This is a genomic window from Bacillus sp. 196mf (assembly GCF_003217275.1).
In the GTDB taxonomy this organism is placed as follows: domain Bacteria; phylum Bacillota; class Bacilli; order Bacillales; family Bacillaceae_G; genus Bacillus_A; species Bacillus_A thuringiensis_S.
Genome location: NZ_QJTG01000002.1, coordinates 18,046 through 38,667 on the forward strand (window position 1 = coordinate 18,046; position 20,622 = coordinate 38,667).

Genomic DNA, 20,622 nt, shown 5'->3' on the forward strand with positions numbered 1-20,622 from the left:
TTTTTTATTTTTGGCAAGTGAAAAATGCTCTATTTGTACCGTACGATTGAATATTTTTAAAACCTACAGATTGTAATGCATGAGTAATTTCGTCTTTAGTGTAACATGTTTCTTTAAAAGAAAAGTCACTTCTTTTCCAAATATCATTTGTATCACGTGTAAATAATATGAAATTCATTTCTGCTTTTTTGTTTTTATTATCAAATGTAGAATCAATCGTACAAACATATTCTTTCTCTGAAATATGAAACGAAGCAATCCAGTTTTCAAGAAATCCTTTTTCCATATTCATATCAAATGCGAATATACCCTCGTTATGTAATACGGAGTAAACGTTGTGAAACACACTTTTTAGTTCATCTAAATTCATAATATGGTTTAAACTATCACCGGCAGAGATGACGTAGTGGAATTGCTCATTTATATTGAAATAGCGAGCGTCATCGACGAAAAAGGTTGCATCTGGCGCATTTTCACTTGCATATTCAATCATTTGAGTAGAACCATCTATACCAGTTACTACAAAATTATTATCAAGTAGTTTCCTTGTAAGATGACCAGTCCCGCAACAAAGATCTAAAATATGAGAACGTGGTTGTGCATATTGTAAAACGAGTTTTTCAAAAGCTAGATAGGAGTGTTCGGCAAAATTTCCCCAATGTTTATTATAAATAGATGCGAAAATATCGTAATCAGAATAAATAAGTTTTTTAGACATAAATATTCTCCGTGCTATTCATTAAATTATAATAGTCATGCTTCGTTTTAATTTTAAAACCACATTGTGTATATAGTTTTAAAGCATGGTTATTTTTCGTTTCGACGTCTAATTCAATTGTTGAAGTTCCTTCTGTAATAAGGGTATGTACCATATAACTAAGAATATCTTTTCCATATCCTTTACCTTGATAAGAAGGGTGAACGGCGAATCCTGATAGTGTAGTAGATTGTTCTTGCTCAGTAACTGTAATTGTTCCAATAGCTTTTTCGTTAATAAGAGCACTGTAAACTTTATGAGAAGGTGAAGCCATCATTTTTTGTAACCATGTAGCCGTATTGTCTACTGAATCACCAAAAGCTGTACTAGAAATTTCAATAAGGTCAAGAAGTGATTCTGAAGTTGCAAGAGTAAGCTGTATATTACTTTCTGTTGTTTTTTGAATTTCGTTTGTTGTGAACTCCATACTATATTCACTATATAAATACGGTAACTTCATATGTTTTACAAATTCATTCCCAGAAATAGAATCCCCATTGATAATAAGAAGAGCTTCATCTGCCTCTCTATTTTGTATTTCTTTCATTGCAGTTTGTAAAAGGGTAGTTCCGAAACGTTGTTTTCTAAAATGAGGATGTACAAAGCCTATTAGTTCAAGCTTTGTTGGTCTTTCGAAATCATACATATTTAAAGTGCCAATTAATTGAGTACCGTTATAAAGAAGAAAATCGTTTATATGATCTTCATTTCGATTTTTTAAAAAGTTGATATGTAAATCTGAAGAGTAATCAAGATTGTCTTGTTGCCCGCAAATATAAGCCAAATCCTTCATTTGCTGTATTTCACTTTCTGTTACAGAACGCTTTTTCTGAATATCCATTGTATACTCCCTCTCAATTGTATTTAAAAATAGGATGGGTGACTTAACCATTCCTTTAATTCCACACTACCTTGCACAGATAACAGTCGGTATAAATAACGATATGGTCGTCTACATTCTTCAAGATGAGGAATAGGCATAATTGTTTCGTAACCACTTTTAAAGGCATGTGCTTCTTTTTCGGTAAGTACATATTCTAGTCCGATAAAATCAAACTCTCGCGGGGCAACCGCGTAAGCTTCAGTATCTACTAAACCCGTAATAGTTGTACCGTCATATAAAAATTGGGTAGGGTCCATATCAAGTAAGACGAGTGTAGCTTCTTTTGGTACGGACAGGGAAGAAAGCTGTGATTCAAAGGTAGGAAAAGCATTTTGTATGCTTTCATCATCGGAATAAAACATATTCACAAGCTCTTTACTCACGTTTAAAATATGTGATTGGAATTCATCTAGTGGAACTTGGAACGTGCCTGACGGATTTCCTATAAAATCGGCTTTAAACTTATGTATTTCTGCAAGTCCTTTTCCTAGGCTAAATAAAATAGAATCTGGTTGCTCGATAAAAGATTGAACTGTGTTACCTACTAACTTTTCGACCACCACAAATTCACGGCCATTTAAAACATGTTTTTCTAATATTGTTGGGATAGGAAGATTCGTATGTTCTTGCAGCAATGTATGTACAGTTTCTAAATGATGGACGTTCCTTGGATCAATTCCAAATAGATTTTTACATCCCCACCAAAAATCATTATTTGGTTCTTCATTCATTTTAGAAGTACGAACGATAACTTCTGTATCTTCTGTTTGAACGAGAAAAACATCACTTGCATGATCTTCATAACCTGGGTGCAAGGCCTGAACGGATAGAATAGTTGAATTGAATAGTTGTTGTAGCATGAAAAGACTCCCTTTTCTGTAAATTCTATAAATTCATTATATAACAGATGATGTGTTATGAGGATAAAGATAAAAAGATTGAAAGCATAGTTACATTTATAGCGAAAATTCATTAAAAACATTATATTTCTACATTTTTGTGTGAATTGTCTAAAAGTATAGTAGTAAGACTTGAATGTAAGACTCATATCTTTAAATCTATGAAGAGTAAAAGTAAAATTAAGCATTCATTTATAAGATTGTGAATCAAAATAATGTAGACTATAGAAAATATTTCTCAATAATAAAATGAAGAGAAAAGCATGAAGAAGTAGAATGCATTCATTTATAATAGACTTAAATTAATTAATATAATTAATTGTTAACTTTATAAGATTGACTGGATAGGAGAGAATATTATGGCAAATGTACTCGTAATAAATTTCCCTGGGGAAGGTCATATTAATCCGACTTTAGCTATTGTAAGTGAGTTAATCCAACGAGGAGAAACAGTTGTTTCGTATTGTATTGAAGATTATAGAAAGAAGATTGAAGCAACAGGTGCAGAATTCCGAGTGTTTGAGAATTTTCTCTCTCAAATTAATATTATGGAACGAGTAAATGAAGGTGGGAGCCCTTTGACGATGCTATCTCATATGATTGAAGCATCAGAGCGTATTGTTACTCAAATTGTAGAAGAAACAAAAGAGGAAAAATATGATTATTTAATATATGATAATCATTTTCCAGTAGGACGTATTATAGCGAATATTTTACAATTACCAAGCGTTTCATCTTGTACAACGTTTGCTGTTAATCAGTACATTAATTTTCATGATGGGCAAGAATCGAGACAAGTAGACGAAATGAATCCATTATATCAATCTTGTTTAGCGGGAATGGAAAGATGGAATAAGCAGTATGGAATGAAATGTAATAGTATGTATGATATTATGAACCATCCTGGTGATATTACGATTGTATATACTTCAAAAGAATATCAGCCGCGTTCAGATTTATTTGATGAATCGTATAAATTTGTAGGTCCATCAATTGCTACTCAAAAAGAAGTGGGGAGTTTTCCTACCGAAGATTTAAAAAATGAAAAAGTGATTTTCATTTCTATGGGAACAGTTTTTAATGAACAACCTGCTTTGTATGAAAAATGTTTTGAAGCGTTTAAAGATGTAGATGCGACAGTCGTATTAGTCGTTGGTAAGAAGATAAATATAAGTCAATTTGAAAATATCCCGAAAAACTTTAAGTTGTATAATTATGTCCCGCAATTAGAAGTTTTACAGCATGCTGATGTATTCGTGACACATGGTGGTATGAATAGTTCGAGTGAAGCGTTATATTACGGTGTTTCATTAGTTGTAATTCCGGTAACAGGAGATCAGCCATTCGTTGCAAAACGATTGACTGAAGTAGGGGCAGGCATAACACTTAATCGTAACGAGTTAACTTCTGAATTGTTACGTGAGACTGTAAAGAAAGTAATGGATGATGTGACGTTTAAGGAAAATAGTCGTAAAGTGGGAGAGTCGCTTAGAAATGCTGGTGGATATCAAAGGGCAGTTGAGGAAATATTTGAATTAAAAATGAAGCCGTACGTAAAGATTAAATAGATGTTAGAAACACACTTACTTTTAATTTGTAAGTGTGTTTCTAGTATTACGTGTTACATAAAAATAGCGATAAAGGTGAAACTTTTTTTTATATAAATCGATACCTTTGAATTAGTAGTAAAATTACGTTAAAATAATACTAAGAAAATATATAAGTTTTGGGGGTAATGAATGAAGAAAGTATTTGAATACGTATTATTAACAATTGGCTCAATTATAGTAGCAGGTTCATTAGAGCTTATTTTAGCACCTAATGGATTAGTAGATGGCGGGGTAACGGCTATTGCTATTATGGCAAATAAAGTCGCAGGATTGCCGCTTTATGGTGTGTTCTTAGGAATTAATATCCCAATTTTATTATTTACTGCAAAAGTAATGGGAAAGAAATTTTTTATCCGTACATCTTATGCGAATGTAGTTACAACACTCGGATTAATTTATTTAAAACCATTTCCAGCAATTACGACTTCTGAGTTATTAATTGTACTTTATGGTGGAGTGCTGTTCGGAATTGGTGTTGGGATTGTTGTTAAAATGGGTGGAGCAATTGACGGTTCGGAAATGTTAGCAGTTTGGATGAATAAACACTTTAATGTACCGATTAGTACATTTTTACTTGCAGTAAATGCAGTTATTTTCATCTTTGTTGCCATTTTATTTTCAATCGAACAAGCGATGTTCTCATTAGCCATTTTCTATATTGTTACGAAAATGATTGATTTTATATTAGATGGTATAAATCAAGGTAAGAGCGTTATGATTATTTCTGGTAAGAATAAAGAAATAGGCGATTTACTTATGAAAGAATTGCAACTATCTGTTACGTATCTACATGGAGAAGGTGGTTTTTTAGGGGAGCATAAGAGAATCATTTATTGTATTACAAACCGATTCATTTATCCGAAAATGAAAGATCTCGTTCTCTCTGTAGATCCAACCGCTATAATTGAAGCTTCTTATTCAACAGAAACGACTGGTGTGAAACGTCCGGGAAGGAAAGCTAGGTCAGGTGAATAACTAGCAGAAGGCTGTCCAAAAAGTTATTTTGGAACAGCCTTCTTTTTTATTTTGTTGAATTGTTAGTATGTTACAAGTTAAACCCGCTGTTAACAAGTTTCCTTGCAACTAGGGAACCAAGCGTTTTTCAATAATATAGCCAACGTTTCAATTTTATTTTCTGGAATGCTACCAAAACCGAGTAATACGTATGATTCCTTACGTAAATCATTCACGAAATCATATGGAGAAAGCGGGTATAATTTAACGCTTTGTTTTTTAGCGGATTCAATCAGTTCGTTTTCATTCATACTGTTATGGACACATAAAACAATATGAAGTCCGGACTGTTCGCCAAGAATTTGAACATTAGCCCCCATTTCTTTCATAATGGATTTTACTAACGCATGATGTTTTCTTTTATATAGTGTACGACTCCGGTTAAGATGACGTTCCCAATTCCCGCTTTGTATAAAGTTAGCAAAAGCAAGTTGTTGTATTGTAGCGACTGTTTGTTTGAAAATTCCATGCAGTTCTTGATATGTTTTTAAAAGATGTGGTGGTAAAACAACATATCCCATTCGTAAAGAAGGTAAAAAAGATTTTGAGAAAGTCCCCATATAAATAACGCGTTCATTTGAATCAAGACTTTGCAAAGAAGGAATCGGCTTACCAGCGTAGCGAAACTCACCGTCATAGTCATCTTCAATAATGTATCCATTGCAATCATTAGCCCACTTTAACAATTCTGTTCTTCTAGATAAAGGCATAATAATCCCGAGTGGAAATTGGTGTGATGGTGTTACGTATGCGACATTGGCATTTGTGTTATATAAGCTAGAAATATCAATACCTTTTTCATCCAATGGTATGGGATGAATTTGTCTATCACAGCTTTTAATGATTGCGTGTATACGGTGAAATCCAGGGTTTTCAATGCCGTATTCTTTTGTAGGGCCAAGCAGTTGAAGTAGTAGCCAGAGAAGTGGCTGCGTTCCGGCACCGATCACAATTTGATCAGGTGAAGAATGTACACCGCGAGAATGATATAAATATGTTGATATATGCTCTCGAAGAGCGAATTCACCTTGAGGGTCTTCTTTGGCAAATAGTGCATTTTCGTATGTAAGTATGGATTCTTGTAATGCTCGTTTCCAATTTGTAATCGGAAATGTATTTTGATCAATAAGCCCTTGGCTACAATCATATTCGAATTTTTCGTCTATTAAATTGCTCGTCTTCATTGCTGCATTTCGTTTTTTATTTGGGATAACGTCAATATCGAAATTTGCTACAAAAATACCACGTTTCGGTTTACTTTCTACATAACCTTCAGCTAATAATTGTTGATAAGCTGATTCAACAGTGATGCGGCTAATATTAAGTTGTGATGCTAAATTTCTGTGTGAGGGTAGACGTGTGCCAACAGAAATACTCCCTTGTATAATTTCAGCTTTTATATAGTCGTAAATTTGCAAGTAAATAGGTGTGTTACTTTGTAATTGCAATGGGATAGTAAAATCCATATAAAACTCTCCTTTAAAACTGGCCTTATAAAAAATACTTAAACTGTCACTTAAGTAAAGGGCAGTTACTTTCTATAATAATGATATAACATTTAGAAAATTAAATAAATAGTTAGAGGAGAGTTAAAAATGAATGTTAAAGAAGTAGTAACAGAAGAGCAATTACATGAAGTATTACCTGTTTTACAGCAATTAAGAACGAAACTTTCAAAAGAGGAAACAAGCTCTTTATTTCGAAATATGAAAGAAGAAAATTATAAACTATTTTCGCTGCGTAATGAGGAGGATGAAGTTGTTAGCCTTGCAGGTGTAGCGATTTGTACGAACTTTTATAATAAGAAGCACGTTTTCGTATATGACCTTGTAACGGCAGACGCACATCGTTCAAAAGGACATGGAAATGTATTACTTTCGTATATAGAGAACTGGGGAAAGGAAAACGGATGTGAATCTATCGTCCTCACATCAGCATTTGCAAGAATTGATGCGCATCGTTTTTATGAAAGAGAAGGGTATGATAAAGTGAGTTATTCTTTTCATAAAGAATTATAAAAAATAAGAAGAAGTTGTCCCGCAAAAGTTGGGAACAGCTTCTTCTTATTTTTTAAGTTATTATTAAACCGTAAATAGGTTGTAAGTTATGGTATATGTATTTGAAAAGGTTATATAGTGTATTTTGTCGAATTATTTTAATTTAATAAAGAGAATGATTGGAGCGCTTATACTTGAAGAAAATAAAGAAACTATCAATCCCTAATGATGCTAGAGTTATCGTCATATCTGATATTCATGGAGAATTAAATCTTTTAAAAGAAGCACTACATAAAGTTAACTTTAAAGATGAAGATTATTTAATTATTAATGGAGATCTTTGCGAGAAAGGACGAGATAGCGTAGGCGTAGTAAACTATGTTATGAATCTTGTAAAGAACAATTCAAAGGTTCACGTTGTTGAAGGAAATTGTGAAGTTTTAGTTGATGCTCTTCTAAATGAAAATCCTCGTCTTATTAATTATTTATGTACGAGAAAGCATTCGATTTTTAATGAATGGCTAGAGCAATTGGATTTTTCAGTTCATGAAGGCACTTCAATTCGTGAAGTGAGAGAAGCATTGCAAAGTGAATTTTCACAAGAAATACATTGGCTAACGGAGTTACCGACAGCGATTGAAACAGAAGATTATATTTTTGTGCATGCCGGGCTAGAAGATAGAGTAGATTGGAAAGAAACAGAGCGCAAAAATGCGATAGCAATGCCAGAGTTTTTTAATAAATCACATAAAGCAAATAAGTATGTAATAGTGGGTCATTGGCCTGTCGTGAACTATTCTGAAGAAGCACCGTCTAACAATCCAGTTATTGATGAGGAGAAAAAAATTATTGCAATAGATGGAGGAAATGCAATTAAAGAAGCAGGACAATTAAATGCATTTATCATTCAGAGGAAACAAACGGGCGATACGTTTTCTTATACATATGTAGACTATTTTCCAGGGTACGAAGTAATAGCGGATTTTAATGCGAATTCAGAAATGCAGGGCGGAGTGACATATCCGTATTATTACATAGAGCCTATCGAGAAGATGCAAGATTACACAATATGTAAGCAAAAGGAAACAAATAAATTACTCACTGTAAAAAATGAATACATGAAACAACTTGAGTCAGGTGAATATACAGTGAAAACTGATATTTCTTGTGCGCAAATAAGCGTTAGAAAAGGAGAGATCGTTTCTCTCATTGATGGTAGTTGTTCAGGATATGATTTAATTAAAAAAGATGGTGTAGAGGGGTGGATAGAGAAAGGCATTTTGCTTGAGCAGAAATAGGAGGGATGTAACCTCCTATTTTTTATTGCCTATTTTGCGCCTTCGTACTTCAATTAACCTTTTAAATTAGTGGACTGCCTGCTGTCTTTAATAAGTAAATAAATCGTACTCGGTAGAATGATAAGCGTCATTCCTAAAAGAATTGCTAGTATGCCATAACCTCTATAGGGAGCAGAAACGCTAAAAGGAAGTATCGCTAAAAAAATACCTGCTATCATCATTGAAATACTACTAATATTTGAAGCTCTTTTTTCGAGGTGCTTATCATTCCATTCTAATGAAACGGTTGATTTAGTCGTATCAATTTTGGAACTGAAATAACCTATTAATATAAATAAAAGCCCTAATGCTAAAAATATGAAATGATCAAGAGGAAGTGAAAAGCCAAGAGCGATGAGGGCAATGACAATATCGACAAAAAATAAGAATAGTAACATTGTGTTGCCGATCCAATGTAGAAATTTCTGGTTACTCGCTGCTTTAGATAAAGCTAAAAATACAAAGAATAAGAAGGAACATATAATTATATTTACGATTACAAAAGTGCTTTTATCCATTGTTGATGTAGGCGTTCCATTGAAGTCCCATTTCGTAACAATATTTGATGGTAAGAAGAAATATAGAATAATATTTGTCGTAATAATAGTGAGAAATAAAGCAATACTAAATTGATTATTCATTGAATCATCAGCTTTCTAAATCAATAATTGGTATCTTATAACAAAATTATACAATATAATATATGATATTAGTTTTGATTTTTCTGAAAAAATATTATAATTATATATGAAATAAAGGTGAATGCAGGAGGGAATTATGCAAAACGTTGTATTAAAGGGGAAGAAAGTTACAATTCGTACAATAGAAGAATCGGATATAGAAACATTATGGAATATCATATTTAAAGAAGAAAGCCCAGAATGGAAGAAATGGGATGCGCCATATTTCCCGTTCTCAATGCAAGAATACTCTTCCTATAAAGAGAAGATGCAAACTCGTTTGAAAGAAGAACCACTGTCAAATTTAATTATAGAAAATAACGGTCAAATCATTGGGACAGTCGGGTTTTATTGGGAATATAAACCGACGCGTTGGTTAGAGATGGGGCTTGTGATTTATGATCCAACATACTGGAATGGTGGATACGGTACAGAAACATTGACATTATATAGAGATTTGCTATTTGAAAAAATGGAGATTGGTAGAGTAGGAATCACGACTTGGTCTGGCAATGAACGAATGATGAAAGTAGCGGAGAAAATAGGAATGAGCTTAGAAGGTAGAATGCGAAAGTGTCGTTATTATAAAGGAACATACTATGATTCTATTCGAATGGGAATGATTCGTGAAGAATGGGAAGCACTATGTGTAACGAAGGGGTGAGAAAGATTGTACGCTATTATTGCTACATTTGATCGTGTATTTACTAATAAAATTACAGAACTGCAAAATGAATTAACGAATATAATGGGAACAAATCAATTAGCTGGAGTAGAACCTCATATCACGATTGCGGATTATAATGAGTTAGATGTTCATTTGTATACGGAGAAACTAGGGGAGTTTGTAGCTATTCAAGAAAATATGGACGCAGTAACTTTTCCTTCTGTTGGAATTTTTCCTACTAATGGAACGGTCTTTCTAGCACCGATTGTTACCGATGAATTGTTAAAACTTCATCATTCTTATCATGATTATTTTAAAAATTTTCATGACAATCCAAATTCATATTACGTACCGGGAAAATGGGTTCCGCATTGTACGATTGCGAATCATTTGAATTCAACTCAGTTTTTAAGTGCGATGGAGTATATATATGAGAATTTTGATGTTACAACAGCCTCGATTGAAAAGTTAAAATTAATTAAGGTGAATTATGAAAATGGTTCTGCCGTTTCTTCTAGTATATTAGCAGAATGTAATTTAAAGAGAATGGAGACATCGAGATGACATATATAATTAGAGAAATGAAGCAAGAAGACATTCACGCTGTACAATCAGTAGCAAAAATAGCTTGGCATGATACATATGAAGGCATTATCCCAAGAGAAATTCAAGACAGTTTTTTAGACGAGGCATATTCTGATGAAAAAATGAAATATCGTCTTAAAAATACACATTTATTCGTTGCGGAAGAAGGGGGAGAAGTAATAGGATTTGCTAACTTTTCACCTGTTAGACTACAAAATGAAGCGGAATTAGGTGCGATTTATTTGTTACCAGATCAGCAAGGAAAAGGGATCGGAAGTGCTTTATTACAAAGAGGGATTAAGGAATTAAATGGGATACGGAAATTGTACATACATGTAGAAGCAGCAAATGAAAAAGGAAAACGCTTTTATGAAGCGAAAGGTTTTGCTGAATTAGAGCAATTTGAAGAAGACTTTGAAGGACATATGATGCAGACAGTAAGGATGGTTTTATATGTATAAGGAGGACTAGCAATGAAAATTTTTGATTTTAGTGAAAAAGTAGGAAAGCACATATCAGTATTTCAATCTAATTTCATAATGTCGAAAATAGTAAACCATCAAGGAAATGTACATATCGGTGCTATGCGTTTACAAGAGAATGGAATCATCGGTTATCATGAAGCAGTTGTATCTCAACTGCTTCTTATTGTGGACGGAGCAGGATATGTATGTGGGGCAAATAAAAAAAAGATAAAGGTAGAGGCGGGACAAGCTGTGTTTTGGGAGAAGGGAGAGCCCCATGAAACAAGTACAGAACAAGGATTAACGGCAATTGTTATGGAGGCGGAGAATCTTGAACAAGGGATAGTAATGCCTATTATTCCAGGGGAGTTGTGAAAAATGATAATTAAGGCAAATCAAGAAGATACCAATGAAATATTAAAACATACAGCTCAAGCGCTTTTTGAAGGGACGAGAGGAAATTGTCAATTAAGTACCGAGAAAGCGATTGAAATTACAAAGCCGATTGTAGAAAAAGGAGCATTTTATTTAATCATTAAAGAAGAAAATAAAGTAATGGGATGGATATTAATAGGGGAAAATACAGACTATTTTTCTTGTGAAAAACTTGGATTTATATATGAATTGTACGTTTTCCCAGAATATCGCGGGAAAGGATTATCGAGAGAACTGATGGAAGCTGGTATTAAGGAATTGAAGGAGAAGTATTCAGAAATTAGGTTGAATGTATTTACTGGGAACTTTGCAAAAGAGATGTACGAAGAGTTTGGGTTTGTTGAAAGACAGGTAATTATGACTTTGAAGTGAGTATAATAGTCTGAATGAGGGAAGCGAAAGCATGAGAAAAGAAAATGAGTATGTATAAAAGCCGATTTTAAATCGGCTTTTAATTATCGATACATCGTCTATTCTTATATTTTCTATGTTATTGCCATATAGCCTACCTAAAAAGATGGCTCTTATTATTTTTGTTTTAATTTTAGGAGCTATTTCCTTAGGGGCGAATAAAGTGGTAGGACGAATACATAACAAATTTAAACAATAATAAAGTTTGAAAAAGGATAGGGATAATCCACTATTAATTAGGAAAAGAAACGGGATTATACGTTAGAGATGGTTATCGGATAGGTGGTACCATTAAATTGAAGGATTAAGAGAGGGGCATATTAATATGCAATCATTTAAGGCTGGAAAATATATTACATATGTTGCAGTTGTGATACTTCTTATATTTTCTATGTTATTGCCATATAGCCTACCTAAAAAGATGGCTCTTATTATTTTTGTTTTAATTTTAGGAGCCATTTCCTTGGGAGCGAATAAAGTAGTAGGACGAATATATATAAAATTTAAACAAAAATAAAGTTTGGTATAAGGGAGGAGTAATCCAATAATAATACGGAATTCACTTGAAGTTTTGTTGCAAGAAAAAAATTTTTCAGCAATTTAATTATTCATAGGATTTACTTCAAATGTTGTTTTAGAATCCATTTTCAAATTTTTAATGAAAATGGATTAGAACTATTACAGATGCTTAAAAAAGGAGAAATAAACAAATGAAACTATTACCAATTGGAACAGTCGTTAAAATAGAAGATATAGAACAAATTGTAATGATTATTGGAAGAATGGTCATATCAGCAGATAAACGTGATTTTGATTATGTGGGTGTTCCTTACCCAATAGGCTATCTAGGGGATGAAAAAGTATTATGTTTTAATCACGATAAGATTGTAGAGGAAATGCATAGAGGGTATATGACTGAGAGTGAAATAGTTCTACGCGAGAAATTATTAGAATTATAGACTAGTTGGAAAATACGATAGGGGAAAATAATGAGAACCCTTGTAATCATTGGCATACTTATCCCGCCGATACTGCTGTGGAGTGTTCCGGATACTCCTCTAAATGATAAACTATTGTTTACAGGTTTACAACTAACTGTAGGATTCACCACAGTAGTAGCGTTAGAGATTATATTTAAAAATCGAAAAAAGAAGAGGGCAAAATAGAGATAGATTGTATGGAATAACAGCTGAAAATATGTAACATGTATTATTAATCGTTTTACTTGGGAGGTGACCTACTGGTTGCCTCTTTTAACGTTATGCTTATAGTTTTATCTGAAAAAGAAAAAAGGAGCAATCAAGCATGTTTAAACAAGGGCGTATTTTAATGTGTACTTTTACCGCAGTGCTATTTTTTCTCCCTTCTTCTTTCCACAGCCAATGGGAAAAAAGGTTTTAACAGCTATTGTTGCTCTAATTATTGGTGGAGTATGTATTGAGATTTCCTGTTTATTGGAAAATTTCAGTAGCAAGTCGAAAAATATATCTAAATAAGAAAAGAGAATAACGATAAAGCGTTCCTAATTGGTTCAGTTGAAAAGATAAAAGATTTAAATTGTTTTTTTATGTTATAAAAATTAACAAGCGTTAACAAGTAAATGCGTAGTATATCATATAGTAACGGCAAGCGGAGTACATGTGAATAGATATTAGTTAAGAAGAGGCTACTTATAATAGGCAGCCTCTCCTGCGTGTATTATGCATTATTATCGATACATCGTCCACATCCCAATGTCTTTAAACCCTAGTCGTTTATAAATTCGTCCAGCAGCTGGATTGTTACGATTTTGGAAAACGGTAAGATGGGAAAAGAGTTGTGGATAACGATAGAGTGAACGTATAAAACAAACGTATTAAGGGGATGAAAACAATACTAAATTGTTCAATAAACGGTTATGGATAACGACCTTCTTAGCGATGAAATCAAATCGTTAGGGAGGTTATTTATTTTGTCGTTAAAAAAGAGAAAAAGGATTATGAAGATATCTAGTGACGGAAAAAAATACCCTAAGCTAACAATTCAACAAGCGCTTGATCTTGCTATCTCAGGTAAGCGCGCGGAAGGATGTAGGGAAAGGACCGTAAAGGATTATATCAAAATGTGGCGGTATTTCACCGATTGGTTATACGCGAATTATGAAGTAGAGTATATCGATGAATTAACAGCGGAAGTCTTTCGAGAATATATAAATTATATGAAACACGATAAAAAGCGCTACGATACCCATAAAGTGATACACACAGACAACCGAAAAGTTGGTTTAGCTGATACGACGATCAATATTAATCTTAGGACGTTACGCTCAATTTTTAATCATCTACAACGGGAAGAAATTATTCCAGTGAACCCGATGGAAAGAGTTAAATTATTGAGGCAGGATATCGATTTAACGAATTGTTTAGAAGACGAAGAAGTCAAAGCGATATTGCAGCAACCCAAATTAAGAGATTTCGTAGGGTTTCGGGACTTCGTAGCGATTAATCTGTTACTTGATTCGGGATTAAGGATTCGAGAGCTTGTTAGTTTACGTATTGCAGACATCGACTTTCAATCACGATTTATAACAATTTCACCAGATAGAAGCAAAAATAGAAAGCCACGCTTAGTGCCAATTTCTACACACGTTACTAAATTAGTTCTACAACTCGTTAATGAAAACAAAGCAAATTTTAAAAGTGATTTGATATTTTTAACAAGTTACGGTGATCCATTGACTAGCATTCATTTTAATAAGCGATTGAAGCATTATGCAGACAAAGCGGGAGTTAAAGGGAAGAAAGTATCCGCACATGTTTATCGTCATACATGGGCAAAAAACATGATATTAAATGGGTGCGATGTTTTTACTTTACAAAAAATCGGCGGATGGGCTGACATACGTACTATGAGACGATATATACAAATGGATGTTAAAGAAATGAGAAAGAGCCATGATGAATATTCACCGCTAAACAAACTAAAAAGAACGAGATAAAAGAAAAAGTCCCCAGCGCCAACTGGAGACTCAAAACTATACACATCTAAACTGAATACAGGACAAGCCGTATCAGTCCGATCATCTACTTTGCATTCTATCGAAAAAATTCGAAGATTGCAAGGCGTCTTTAGTAATGTCTTTTTTAGGTACTGATGCGGTAAGTCGAAAAAGCGGAAGCCGTGCCGCTATAAAAACGTAAAAGGGGAGCTAGACCGCCGCAAACACTAGCGCTATACAATTGACGTAATTCCGTTCCCTTACGTGTATAGGTCTAGTGGGTAGCGCACATAATCGGCTAGGGTGGTGTTTGTTGCGATTGCGGTCGCAGGAATCAACGAAAGATATCGCATACAGGGGCAAACTTGTATGTAGAAAGTTGTTGAGTACAAAAGTACACGGACAGGAACGGCAAGTACTAGAAACCTCGTTATGCGTGACGTGACGCTAGTTTGATCCGCTTCTCTATTCGCCTTTACTGCGAGTAGGGAACGAACTGCGCGCCTATTTCCTGTTATCGTTCCATTCTGCTAGTAAGTGCGTCACCAATTGTCAATAGTATAAATTCGGTATTAAACGCTACTAACAGAGTGAGTTGAATATCGGAGGATGACAAGGGCGCGGCAAAAGGTGGAAGACTTACGCATGGAAAACAGGCTTACTATAAGACAGACAAAAACGAAGGCGAAAATATAAACGTAACACTAAATAGGATGGCGATACTAGCTAAAAAAGAAGTGGAAGATTATTACACTGGAATATGCGATAATGATAATAAATATATAACGAGGATCGAGGCGCACTACATACCGCTGATCGAACGGCTAGCTAAAGATAATTGGTATCGTATAAACAATGAAACGCATTTTATCGAGGATTGTTTCCGTAAAATAAAGTATGCAATCAGATCATTTGATTCCGCTAGAGGTGCGGTGAGAGAATTTAAGCAGAGGTTACGCAAAAGGAACGTCAGGAGGGAGGGTATTGCATGAAGATAAAAATTAAAATAAAAAAGGGGCGGAAACCTTCCGCAATTCTGTTAATAGTTGCGTTCGTACTTTTGATAGTTACGAAGATAATAGGGAACGTCATTATAGGAGGACTGGCGGTAGTGTTTGCAATGGCGGTAGCTGCATCGATTGTTACTGCTAGGGTTGGCGAGTTTATACGCAAGAAGAAAGAAGAAGAGGACGTATAAAGGTTTGATTTAAGAAAAATCGAGGCGGAATAATACATAAAGGGCAATATCGAAGTGCGTTACGTATGTAAAGTTGAGTGCTCTTTATGAAATTTACTATTAATATATAATGAAATTAATATAGAATGATTAATATGCATTAAACAACACTGGGGGAATTACTGTGAAGTCATTGAAGAAAGTAGTTTTATTAGGGGTGGCTACAACGTCAATCTTTAGCGCTTGCTCTACGAAAGAACAAGCAAACTACGAGCCGTATAAAAAACACGAATCTGTTGAAAATGCGCAAGGAGAAGAGGAAACGTCCAATCCGACTAAGGTAGAAAAGGTTGACGAAGAACCTGCGAAGGACGCGAAGCCGCAACAAGTGGAGGAATCCACGAAGGAAGATTCGGAGGTTAACGACAGACGTCCGTATTATAAAGATGCGAATAACGATGCACCAACCGTGTCACTAGAACAGTATGACGGCATCAAGGTTGGAATGTCTGCGAACAAAGTCAAAGAGATAGCGGGAACGCCTAGATTCATCGAGAAATATAAGTCGTTTTCTATCTACGGATATCTAGGTCATGGTGGAAAAGGTTCGATGACTATAACGTTTAATCCTGATGGAAGTGTAACGAAGAAAGCGCAAGACGGTCTTAGAAATACTGCGGTTAAAGATGCGAAAGTTAATGAAGACCGTGCAACAGGTAATCGTGACCATAATTCTAAACCTGCTACGAAATCTAGTACTAAAATTCCGAACGATTATTGCGGACACGGACACGATGAAACGAAGGAACCAGCGCATGACTGCGAAAAGATTATTGATAAAGAGGCTCATAGAAGACATCTGGAGCAACAGGAAAGAGAATATGAAGAACAACAACGTGAGGAAGCGAAGAAATACCAATCTGAAATGACGGAAGAAGATAAGGCGAGAATTCTTCGTCAAGAAAAGCGCTGGAATACGCCTAGCGGTGGTATCGGTGATAAGTGGCAGGACGAATTAAAAGAAATGGAAGGGCAGGAAGGGGCGCATTAAGGTTCGATTTAAGAAAGAAGGGGGGCGCGTGAAGATTTTACGCGAAGAAAAGAAGATGAAATTAGGGGATAAACAGATGACGATTAATACATATATCCATGTGCTGCCGACGATGCGACGTGAGGTGGCTGAGAAGCTGGATGAGATATTTTGGGTAAAGTAAGGGGTATAATACGAGATATTAAAAAAGTATCGACAGGCAAAAGCATGATGTTAAAGTATCTGGATGGTACGACTGTAGAGTACGTTCAATTTTCGAGTGAATTCCACCAGAATTAAGAAGGTTAACAAACGAGGCTACCTTAAGTGGTGGTCTCGTTTGTGTGCCGATTATGTATTGGTAGCAGAGGAAGAAAAACTAGTGTACATTTACAGCAAACGTAAATTATTATCCTGCAAAATCAGGGAATTGATTTAAATAGTTAACTGCTAATCTAATCACGGTATTACAATAAGCTGTTTCCATTTCTCTATCTTCATTTTCATAAGTAAACGTTGGGATTAATTGTTGAATATGATTAGCAACCTCTTGAATGAATAGCGGTCGATCATCATCTTTACTTTTGTCCCTTTGTAGATGATACGGTTCTGTATAATCAGGATATGCGTAATAACAAATAAAAATCAAAAATGAGACATATACATAACGTTTAATGTCCTTTTCTAATTCAAATATGTGATTATAGTATTTATCCCATTTCTCAATAAGTATTTCTGAAAATCTTAGGAAAGTTCTAGGATTATGAAAATTAATCTGACTACCTAAAAGTTCTGCAACAATGTTATATGAATTTCTAATGTTATAATCCCCAGAGTCATTTCTTAATTTATAATTATCGGATAATTCAGGCCGGTAAAAACTGGGAGATTGTTTGGGGCTATATACATAATGCGATTCATTTAAATAAAAATACGCTAATATAGCCTCTCCTAATGCATTATGTGATTTAGAATCAAAATTTAAATGTTCCAAGATAAAATTTTGAGAAAGCGTTCTAATTTGATATTTTGTATTTATCAAATATCTTCTTTGAAAAATCTTTTGTAAGTAATATTCTGGTTTGCTTATGCCCTCTTTTTTCAATGCGTCGAATACTACCTCTTGGTCCATTGCTATTACAAAAAACAATCCTGGTAAGTCTAAATTAGACTTTATCATTTGAAAAATAGTAATGACCTCTTCAGGAAATAATCTATCTAATTCGTCAATCATAATGACAATTTTTCGTCCATCTTCTCTAACGGTCTCATCCATTATTTTGTTCAATTCATGTTTTCTTTTCGATAAAGGCTTATCAAACACTAAATCACCAATACCTTGTACTGTCTCACCTGTAACATTAGCCGTTGTATTAGCTACTGTAGGATTAACCCCGTTTAAATAAGCTGTAGCAAACGTTGCCACCTTTGTCAGTGGAGATACTACTTTCTCTGCGTATTTGAAAAATTTATCCCTAGCTTTATGAAAATTTCCTTCTCCCATTGCATAGTATATTTCTTCAAATAAATTCTTGATTAGTTCTTCACGTTCAGAAATCATCCAAGGGTTAAAGCGGACCGTTATACATTTCCCTTTATCTAAATTAGTTGCTATAAAATTTAGCATTGTTGATTTTCCAGCTCCCCACGAGCCATTGATAGAGAGACAGTAAGGTAGTTTAGGAGAAAAGTCATTGATAAACCCCGCAATTTCTTCAGCCTTCCCTCTAAATCCAAGCCTATCTCTATCTACATCATCTAATGGTAAGTATTGTAATTCTTTTATCATGTTTTCACACCTATCATAGTAAAATTACCCAATCTGTATTTTATAATATGCTATATACTTCCACATTAAAGAAAAAAACAAACCGCCAGAAACGGCGGCCTCTACTCGTCTTTCTTTGCCACATTATATGGCTTCTCGTAACGCTTCTAATTCCTTACGTTTCTCCTCGACATCTGCATGTAAAAACAAGTTAACTTTATCGAACTTTTATACCAGCGTTATCTTACCTTGCTTAATTAACTGAATTAACTTATCCTAGTATCCTACAACAAGTCGTTCTTCTTTAATTTGCTGAAGACTATAATATAATTTCATATTTATTTCTTTATCAATTTGACATATTATATCGTCTAATAAATCCGTCAAATTTAAGATATATTGATTTATGCGTTCTGGTATAAGCATACTAATTAAGTCCTCAGTCTCATTTTCAGGAGTTGTTTCAGCAAACATTATAGGTAAATAACTTGAAGTTCCTAAAAGCTCCGTAGGATTTTCTTCCCAATGCGTTATAAAGTTTCTTTTCTTCCTCAGATTTTTGAGATTATCAATAGCTATAAGATTTGTAATAATACCTTGACTAATTAGAGTATCAACTCTAGCAGCGAAGCGAGTTTGGCTTATGCCAAATTCTCTCGAAGTTAAAGCTACAATTGTTTCTAGCGCAGCATTAATACTATAAATTGCTAAAACACCATATCTCGTATTATTTGAAAAAATTTCAAATTCTTCTATATCATAACTAAAGCCTATCTCTTTAGGTGTAGCTTGTTGCATTTTTTCTACAGAATCTTTTGCGTTGTTCATATGTACCGCACCAATTGAGTATTCGAAATGATGAGTCAATATATCTCGTCCCTTTCAAAATGTTTGATGCTAGAAATGTATAATCCCGCCTAACTCTAGCACCCACAAAGAATTTATAATATATTCCAATTATATCATCGTTAAAGAAAACAAAAAAGAGAACCACTCAGCTTTCTCCGATAAAATAAATTCTAACCGTCTGCAACCGCGTAAAATCCCGAAATTTCTTACGAGTGCATCACAACCAATGTAATATCTAACGATTGGAAGTGCCGATTTCACTACGTATTTATAGAAACAACTATAATAACGACTTCCCAACGCTTCCCATTTCATCAGTTTTTCGTTCCTTACAGACGTCCTTTGACGAAATTTCAATAAGGAACTATAGTGCCAATAATCTGCGGCATATATAGAAGAAACTCGCTGAAGTAACTATAGTATGGTATAGTAATTTGCACCTTTTACCAGACGAAGGGATCGGATGGACACGCCTCCGAAAATTTTTGATAGTAAAAAGTCACAATGCAAACGTTAACTAATTTTCGTTTGAATCCGTGTGAATAAAGGCTTTTATTCAGAAATTCTAGTATTTCATCATTACGAACCATTGTGATTTATTGTGTGTTTCAGTAGCAAAACGCTCTTTATACGTCCCCCCTCCGAAACTCACTCTTCAAGTAGTGTATATCGCATGCGTTATCTTATTATGCAACCGATGTATAAACCGCATAGCATCAACGTTTATTAACTATGCATAAACGTCAGCATTTCATTGGCGCTAACCTCAATGTAAACTCGTATAATATTTCCGATGAAACGGCGAATCTGTTGCGAGAGTAGGGTTTACGGTGGTTTACATGTAACGAAAATAGTTACATTGATTTACGTATATACGAAACTCATAGGGATCGGTACACTTCGCTACATTTCGGTAGTGACCGCTATACATCAGCAGAAGCCGATCGGAAAGGGCTATTCGAAATCTCAAGGGGTTTTTATCCGCCAACCTGATCGCCGTGTAGTCATAATTTTATTTAATTTATTTTACAATCGTATACAACTCGCTGCGTCATAGAGGTCTAGGGCTTCGATCTCAGCGC

General features: G+C 34.4%; 25 protein-coding genes and 3 pseudogenes. 19 read left to right on the plus strand and 9 right to left on the minus strand.

The genetic code is table 11. From position 1 onward, the window contains the following. Positions 1-4: 4 nt before the first annotated feature. From ATL10_RS04350 to ATL10_RS04360, 3 genes are read right to left on the minus strand one after another with little or no spacing between them, the layout of a single operon-like run. Positions 5-718, minus strand: a complete 714-nt coding sequence (locus ATL10_RS04350; RefSeq protein WP_000038495.1) for a class I SAM-dependent methyltransferase — start codon at positions 716-718, stop codon at positions 5-7. Continuing rightward, positions 711-1,598 carry a GNAT family N-acetyltransferase gene (locus ATL10_RS04355; protein WP_110496487.1) on the minus strand — a complete coding sequence of 296 codons (888 nt, stop codon included), beginning with the start codon at positions 1,596-1,598 and terminating at the stop codon, positions 711-713. The genes ATL10_RS04350 and ATL10_RS04355 overlap by 8 nt, the downstream gene beginning before the upstream one ends. 23 nt (positions 1,599-1,621) lie before the next feature. Beyond that, positions 1,622-2,500, minus strand: a complete 879-nt coding sequence (locus ATL10_RS04360; protein WP_016512970.1) for an aminoglycoside phosphotransferase family protein — start codon at positions 2,498-2,500, stop codon at positions 1,622-1,624. 398 nt (positions 2,501-2,898) lie between these two features. On the opposite strand from ATL10_RS04360, the gene ATL10_RS04365 reads away from it, so the two are divergent. Next, positions 2,899-4,107: a macrolide family glycosyltransferase gene (locus ATL10_RS04365; RefSeq protein WP_090976274.1), complete on the plus strand. Its 1,209-nt coding sequence runs from the start codon at positions 2,899-2,901 to the stop codon at positions 4,105-4,107. 171 nt (positions 4,108-4,278) lie between these two features. Further along, the gene (locus tag ATL10_RS04370; RefSeq protein ID WP_000755126.1) at positions 4,279-5,124 is read left to right on the plus strand and encodes a YitT family protein; all 846 of its coding nucleotides are present in this window, start codon (positions 4,279-4,281) and stop codon (positions 5,122-5,124) included. 89 nt (positions 5,125-5,213) lie between these two features. Here the strand turns inward: ATL10_RS04370 and pdxR are convergent, their stop codons facing one another. Then, positions 5,214-6,629 carry a MocR-like pyridoxine biosynthesis transcription factor PdxR gene (pdxR, locus tag ATL10_RS04375; protein ID WP_090976276.1) on the minus strand — a complete coding sequence of 472 codons (1,416 nt, stop codon included), beginning with the start codon at positions 6,627-6,629 and terminating at the stop codon, positions 5,214-5,216. Positions 6,630-6,758: 129 nt separating this feature from the next. Between pdxR and ATL10_RS04380 the strand changes: the two genes are divergently transcribed. Next, positions 6,759-7,181 (plus strand): GNAT family N-acetyltransferase, encoded by a 423-nt coding sequence (locus tag ATL10_RS04380; RefSeq protein WP_001101119.1) that lies wholly within the window; start codon positions 6,759-6,761, stop codon positions 7,179-7,181. 173 nt (positions 7,182-7,354) lie between these two features. Continuing rightward, positions 7,355-8,458, plus strand: coding sequence for a metallophosphoesterase (locus ATL10_RS04385; protein ID WP_100910335.1), 1,104 nt, complete (start codon positions 7,355-7,357; stop codon positions 8,456-8,458). Between the two features lie 53 nt (positions 8,459-8,511). Here ATL10_RS04385 and ATL10_RS04390 read toward each other — a convergent pair whose 3' ends face one another. Continuing rightward, positions 8,512-9,138, minus strand: coding sequence for a DUF1648 domain-containing protein (locus ATL10_RS04390; protein ID WP_053564673.1), 627 nt, complete (start codon positions 9,136-9,138; stop codon positions 8,512-8,514). Between the two features lie 136 nt (positions 9,139-9,274). Here ATL10_RS04390 and ATL10_RS04395 point away from each other — a divergent pair, with 136 nt between their 5' ends. The 9 genes and pseudogenes from ATL10_RS04395 (at position 9,275) to ATL10_RS32165 (ending at position 13,235) form a co-directional block, all read left to right on the plus strand. Continuing rightward, a complete protein-coding gene (locus ATL10_RS04395; RefSeq protein ID WP_001181849.1) occupies positions 9,275-9,841 on the plus strand; it encodes a GNAT family N-acetyltransferase in 567 nt (188 codons plus the stop codon). Positions 9,842-9,847: 6 nt separating this feature from the next. Beyond that, positions 9,848-10,408 carry a 2'-5' RNA ligase family protein gene (locus ATL10_RS04400; RefSeq protein WP_090976278.1) on the plus strand — a complete coding sequence of 187 codons (561 nt, stop codon included), beginning with the start codon at positions 9,848-9,850 and terminating at the stop codon, positions 10,406-10,408. Next, positions 10,405-10,890 (plus strand): GNAT family N-acetyltransferase, encoded by a 486-nt coding sequence (locus ATL10_RS04405; RefSeq protein ID WP_090976280.1) that lies wholly within the window; start codon positions 10,405-10,407, stop codon positions 10,888-10,890. The genes ATL10_RS04400 and ATL10_RS04405 overlap by 4 nt, the downstream gene beginning before the upstream one ends. A gap of 12 nt (positions 10,891-10,902) precedes the next feature. Further along, positions 10,903-11,268, plus strand: coding sequence for a cupin domain-containing protein (locus tag ATL10_RS04410; protein ID WP_000688071.1), 366 nt, complete (start codon positions 10,903-10,905; stop codon positions 11,266-11,268). 3 nt (positions 11,269-11,271) lie between these two features. Continuing rightward, positions 11,272-11,700 carry a GNAT family N-acetyltransferase gene (locus ATL10_RS04415; RefSeq protein WP_000584233.1) on the plus strand — a complete coding sequence of 143 codons (429 nt, stop codon included), beginning with the start codon at positions 11,272-11,274 and terminating at the stop codon, positions 11,698-11,700. Between the two features lie 364 nt (positions 11,701-12,064). Continuing rightward, positions 12,065-12,256, plus strand: a complete 192-nt coding sequence (locus tag ATL10_RS04420; protein ID WP_090976282.1) for a hypothetical protein — start codon at positions 12,065-12,067, stop codon at positions 12,254-12,256. 193 nt (positions 12,257-12,449) lie between these two features. Next, positions 12,450-12,698, plus strand: a complete 249-nt coding sequence (locus ATL10_RS04425) for a DUF4176 domain-containing protein (RefSeq protein ID WP_000771614.1) — start codon at positions 12,450-12,452, stop codon at positions 12,696-12,698. A 30-nt stretch (positions 12,699-12,728) separates the two neighbouring features. After that, positions 12,729-12,905: a hypothetical protein gene (locus ATL10_RS31095; RefSeq protein ID WP_090976284.1), complete on the plus strand. Its 177-nt coding sequence runs from the start codon at positions 12,729-12,731 to the stop codon at positions 12,903-12,905. Between the two features lie 139 nt (positions 12,906-13,044). Beyond that, positions 13,045-13,235: pseudogene (locus ATL10_RS32165) on the plus strand (hypothetical protein). 212 nt (positions 13,236-13,447) lie between these two features. Here the strand turns inward: ATL10_RS32165 and ATL10_RS32290 are convergent. Continuing rightward, positions 13,448-13,522: pseudogene (locus ATL10_RS32290) on the minus strand (GNAT family N-acetyltransferase); the annotation flags it as partial. Between the two features lie 168 nt (positions 13,523-13,690). Between ATL10_RS32290 and ATL10_RS04440 the strand changes: the two are divergent. The 5 genes and pseudogenes from ATL10_RS04440 (at position 13,691) to ATL10_RS31730 (ending at position 17,107) form a co-directional block, all read left to right on the plus strand. Then, positions 13,691-14,716 carry a tyrosine-type recombinase/integrase gene (locus ATL10_RS04440; RefSeq protein WP_110496490.1) on the plus strand — a complete coding sequence of 342 codons (1,026 nt, stop codon included), beginning with the start codon at positions 13,691-13,693 and terminating at the stop codon, positions 14,714-14,716. A 645-nt stretch (positions 14,717-15,361) separates the two neighbouring features. After that, positions 15,362-15,675 (plus strand): annotated as a pseudogene (locus tag ATL10_RS31725) (hypothetical protein); the annotation flags it as partial. A 29-nt stretch (positions 15,676-15,704) separates the two neighbouring features. Then, positions 15,705-15,914 (plus strand): hypothetical protein, encoded by a 210-nt coding sequence (locus ATL10_RS04450; RefSeq protein ID WP_110496492.1) that lies wholly within the window; start codon positions 15,705-15,707, stop codon positions 15,912-15,914. Positions 15,915-16,077: 163 nt separating this feature from the next. Beyond that, positions 16,078-16,944: a hypothetical protein gene (locus tag ATL10_RS04455; RefSeq protein ID WP_110496494.1), complete on the plus strand. Its 867-nt coding sequence runs from the start codon at positions 16,078-16,080 to the stop codon at positions 16,942-16,944. A 28-nt stretch (positions 16,945-16,972) separates the two neighbouring features. After that, entirely contained in the window at positions 16,973-17,107 is a 135-nt protein-coding gene (locus ATL10_RS31730) for a hypothetical protein (RefSeq protein ID WP_258375763.1), read from the plus strand. 225 nt (positions 17,108-17,332) lie between these two features. On the opposite strand, the gene ATL10_RS04460 is transcribed toward ATL10_RS31730, so the two are convergent. The 3 genes from ATL10_RS04460 to ATL10_RS30905 form a co-directional block, all read right to left on the minus strand. Beyond that, positions 17,333-18,712, minus strand: coding sequence for a KAP family P-loop NTPase fold protein (locus ATL10_RS04460; protein WP_110496497.1), 1,380 nt, complete (start codon positions 18,710-18,712; stop codon positions 17,333-17,335). A gap of 255 nt (positions 18,713-18,967) precedes the next feature. Beyond that, complete coding sequence (locus ATL10_RS04470; RefSeq protein ID WP_142669927.1) at positions 18,968-19,519, minus strand: hypothetical protein; 552 nt, start codon at positions 19,517-19,519, stop codon at positions 18,968-18,970. A gap of 129 nt (positions 19,520-19,648) precedes the next feature. After that, the gene (locus ATL10_RS30905) at positions 19,649-19,855 is read right to left on the minus strand and encodes a hypothetical protein (protein WP_142669928.1); all 207 of its coding nucleotides are present in this window, start codon (positions 19,853-19,855) and stop codon (positions 19,649-19,651) included. Between the two features lie 478 nt (positions 19,856-20,333). Between ATL10_RS30905 and ATL10_RS30910 the strand changes: the two genes are divergently transcribed. Continuing rightward, positions 20,334-20,597 carry a hypothetical protein gene (locus tag ATL10_RS30910; protein ID WP_142669929.1) on the plus strand — a complete coding sequence of 88 codons (264 nt, stop codon included), beginning with the start codon at positions 20,334-20,336 and terminating at the stop codon, positions 20,595-20,597. Positions 20,598-20,622 lie beyond the last annotated feature (25 nt).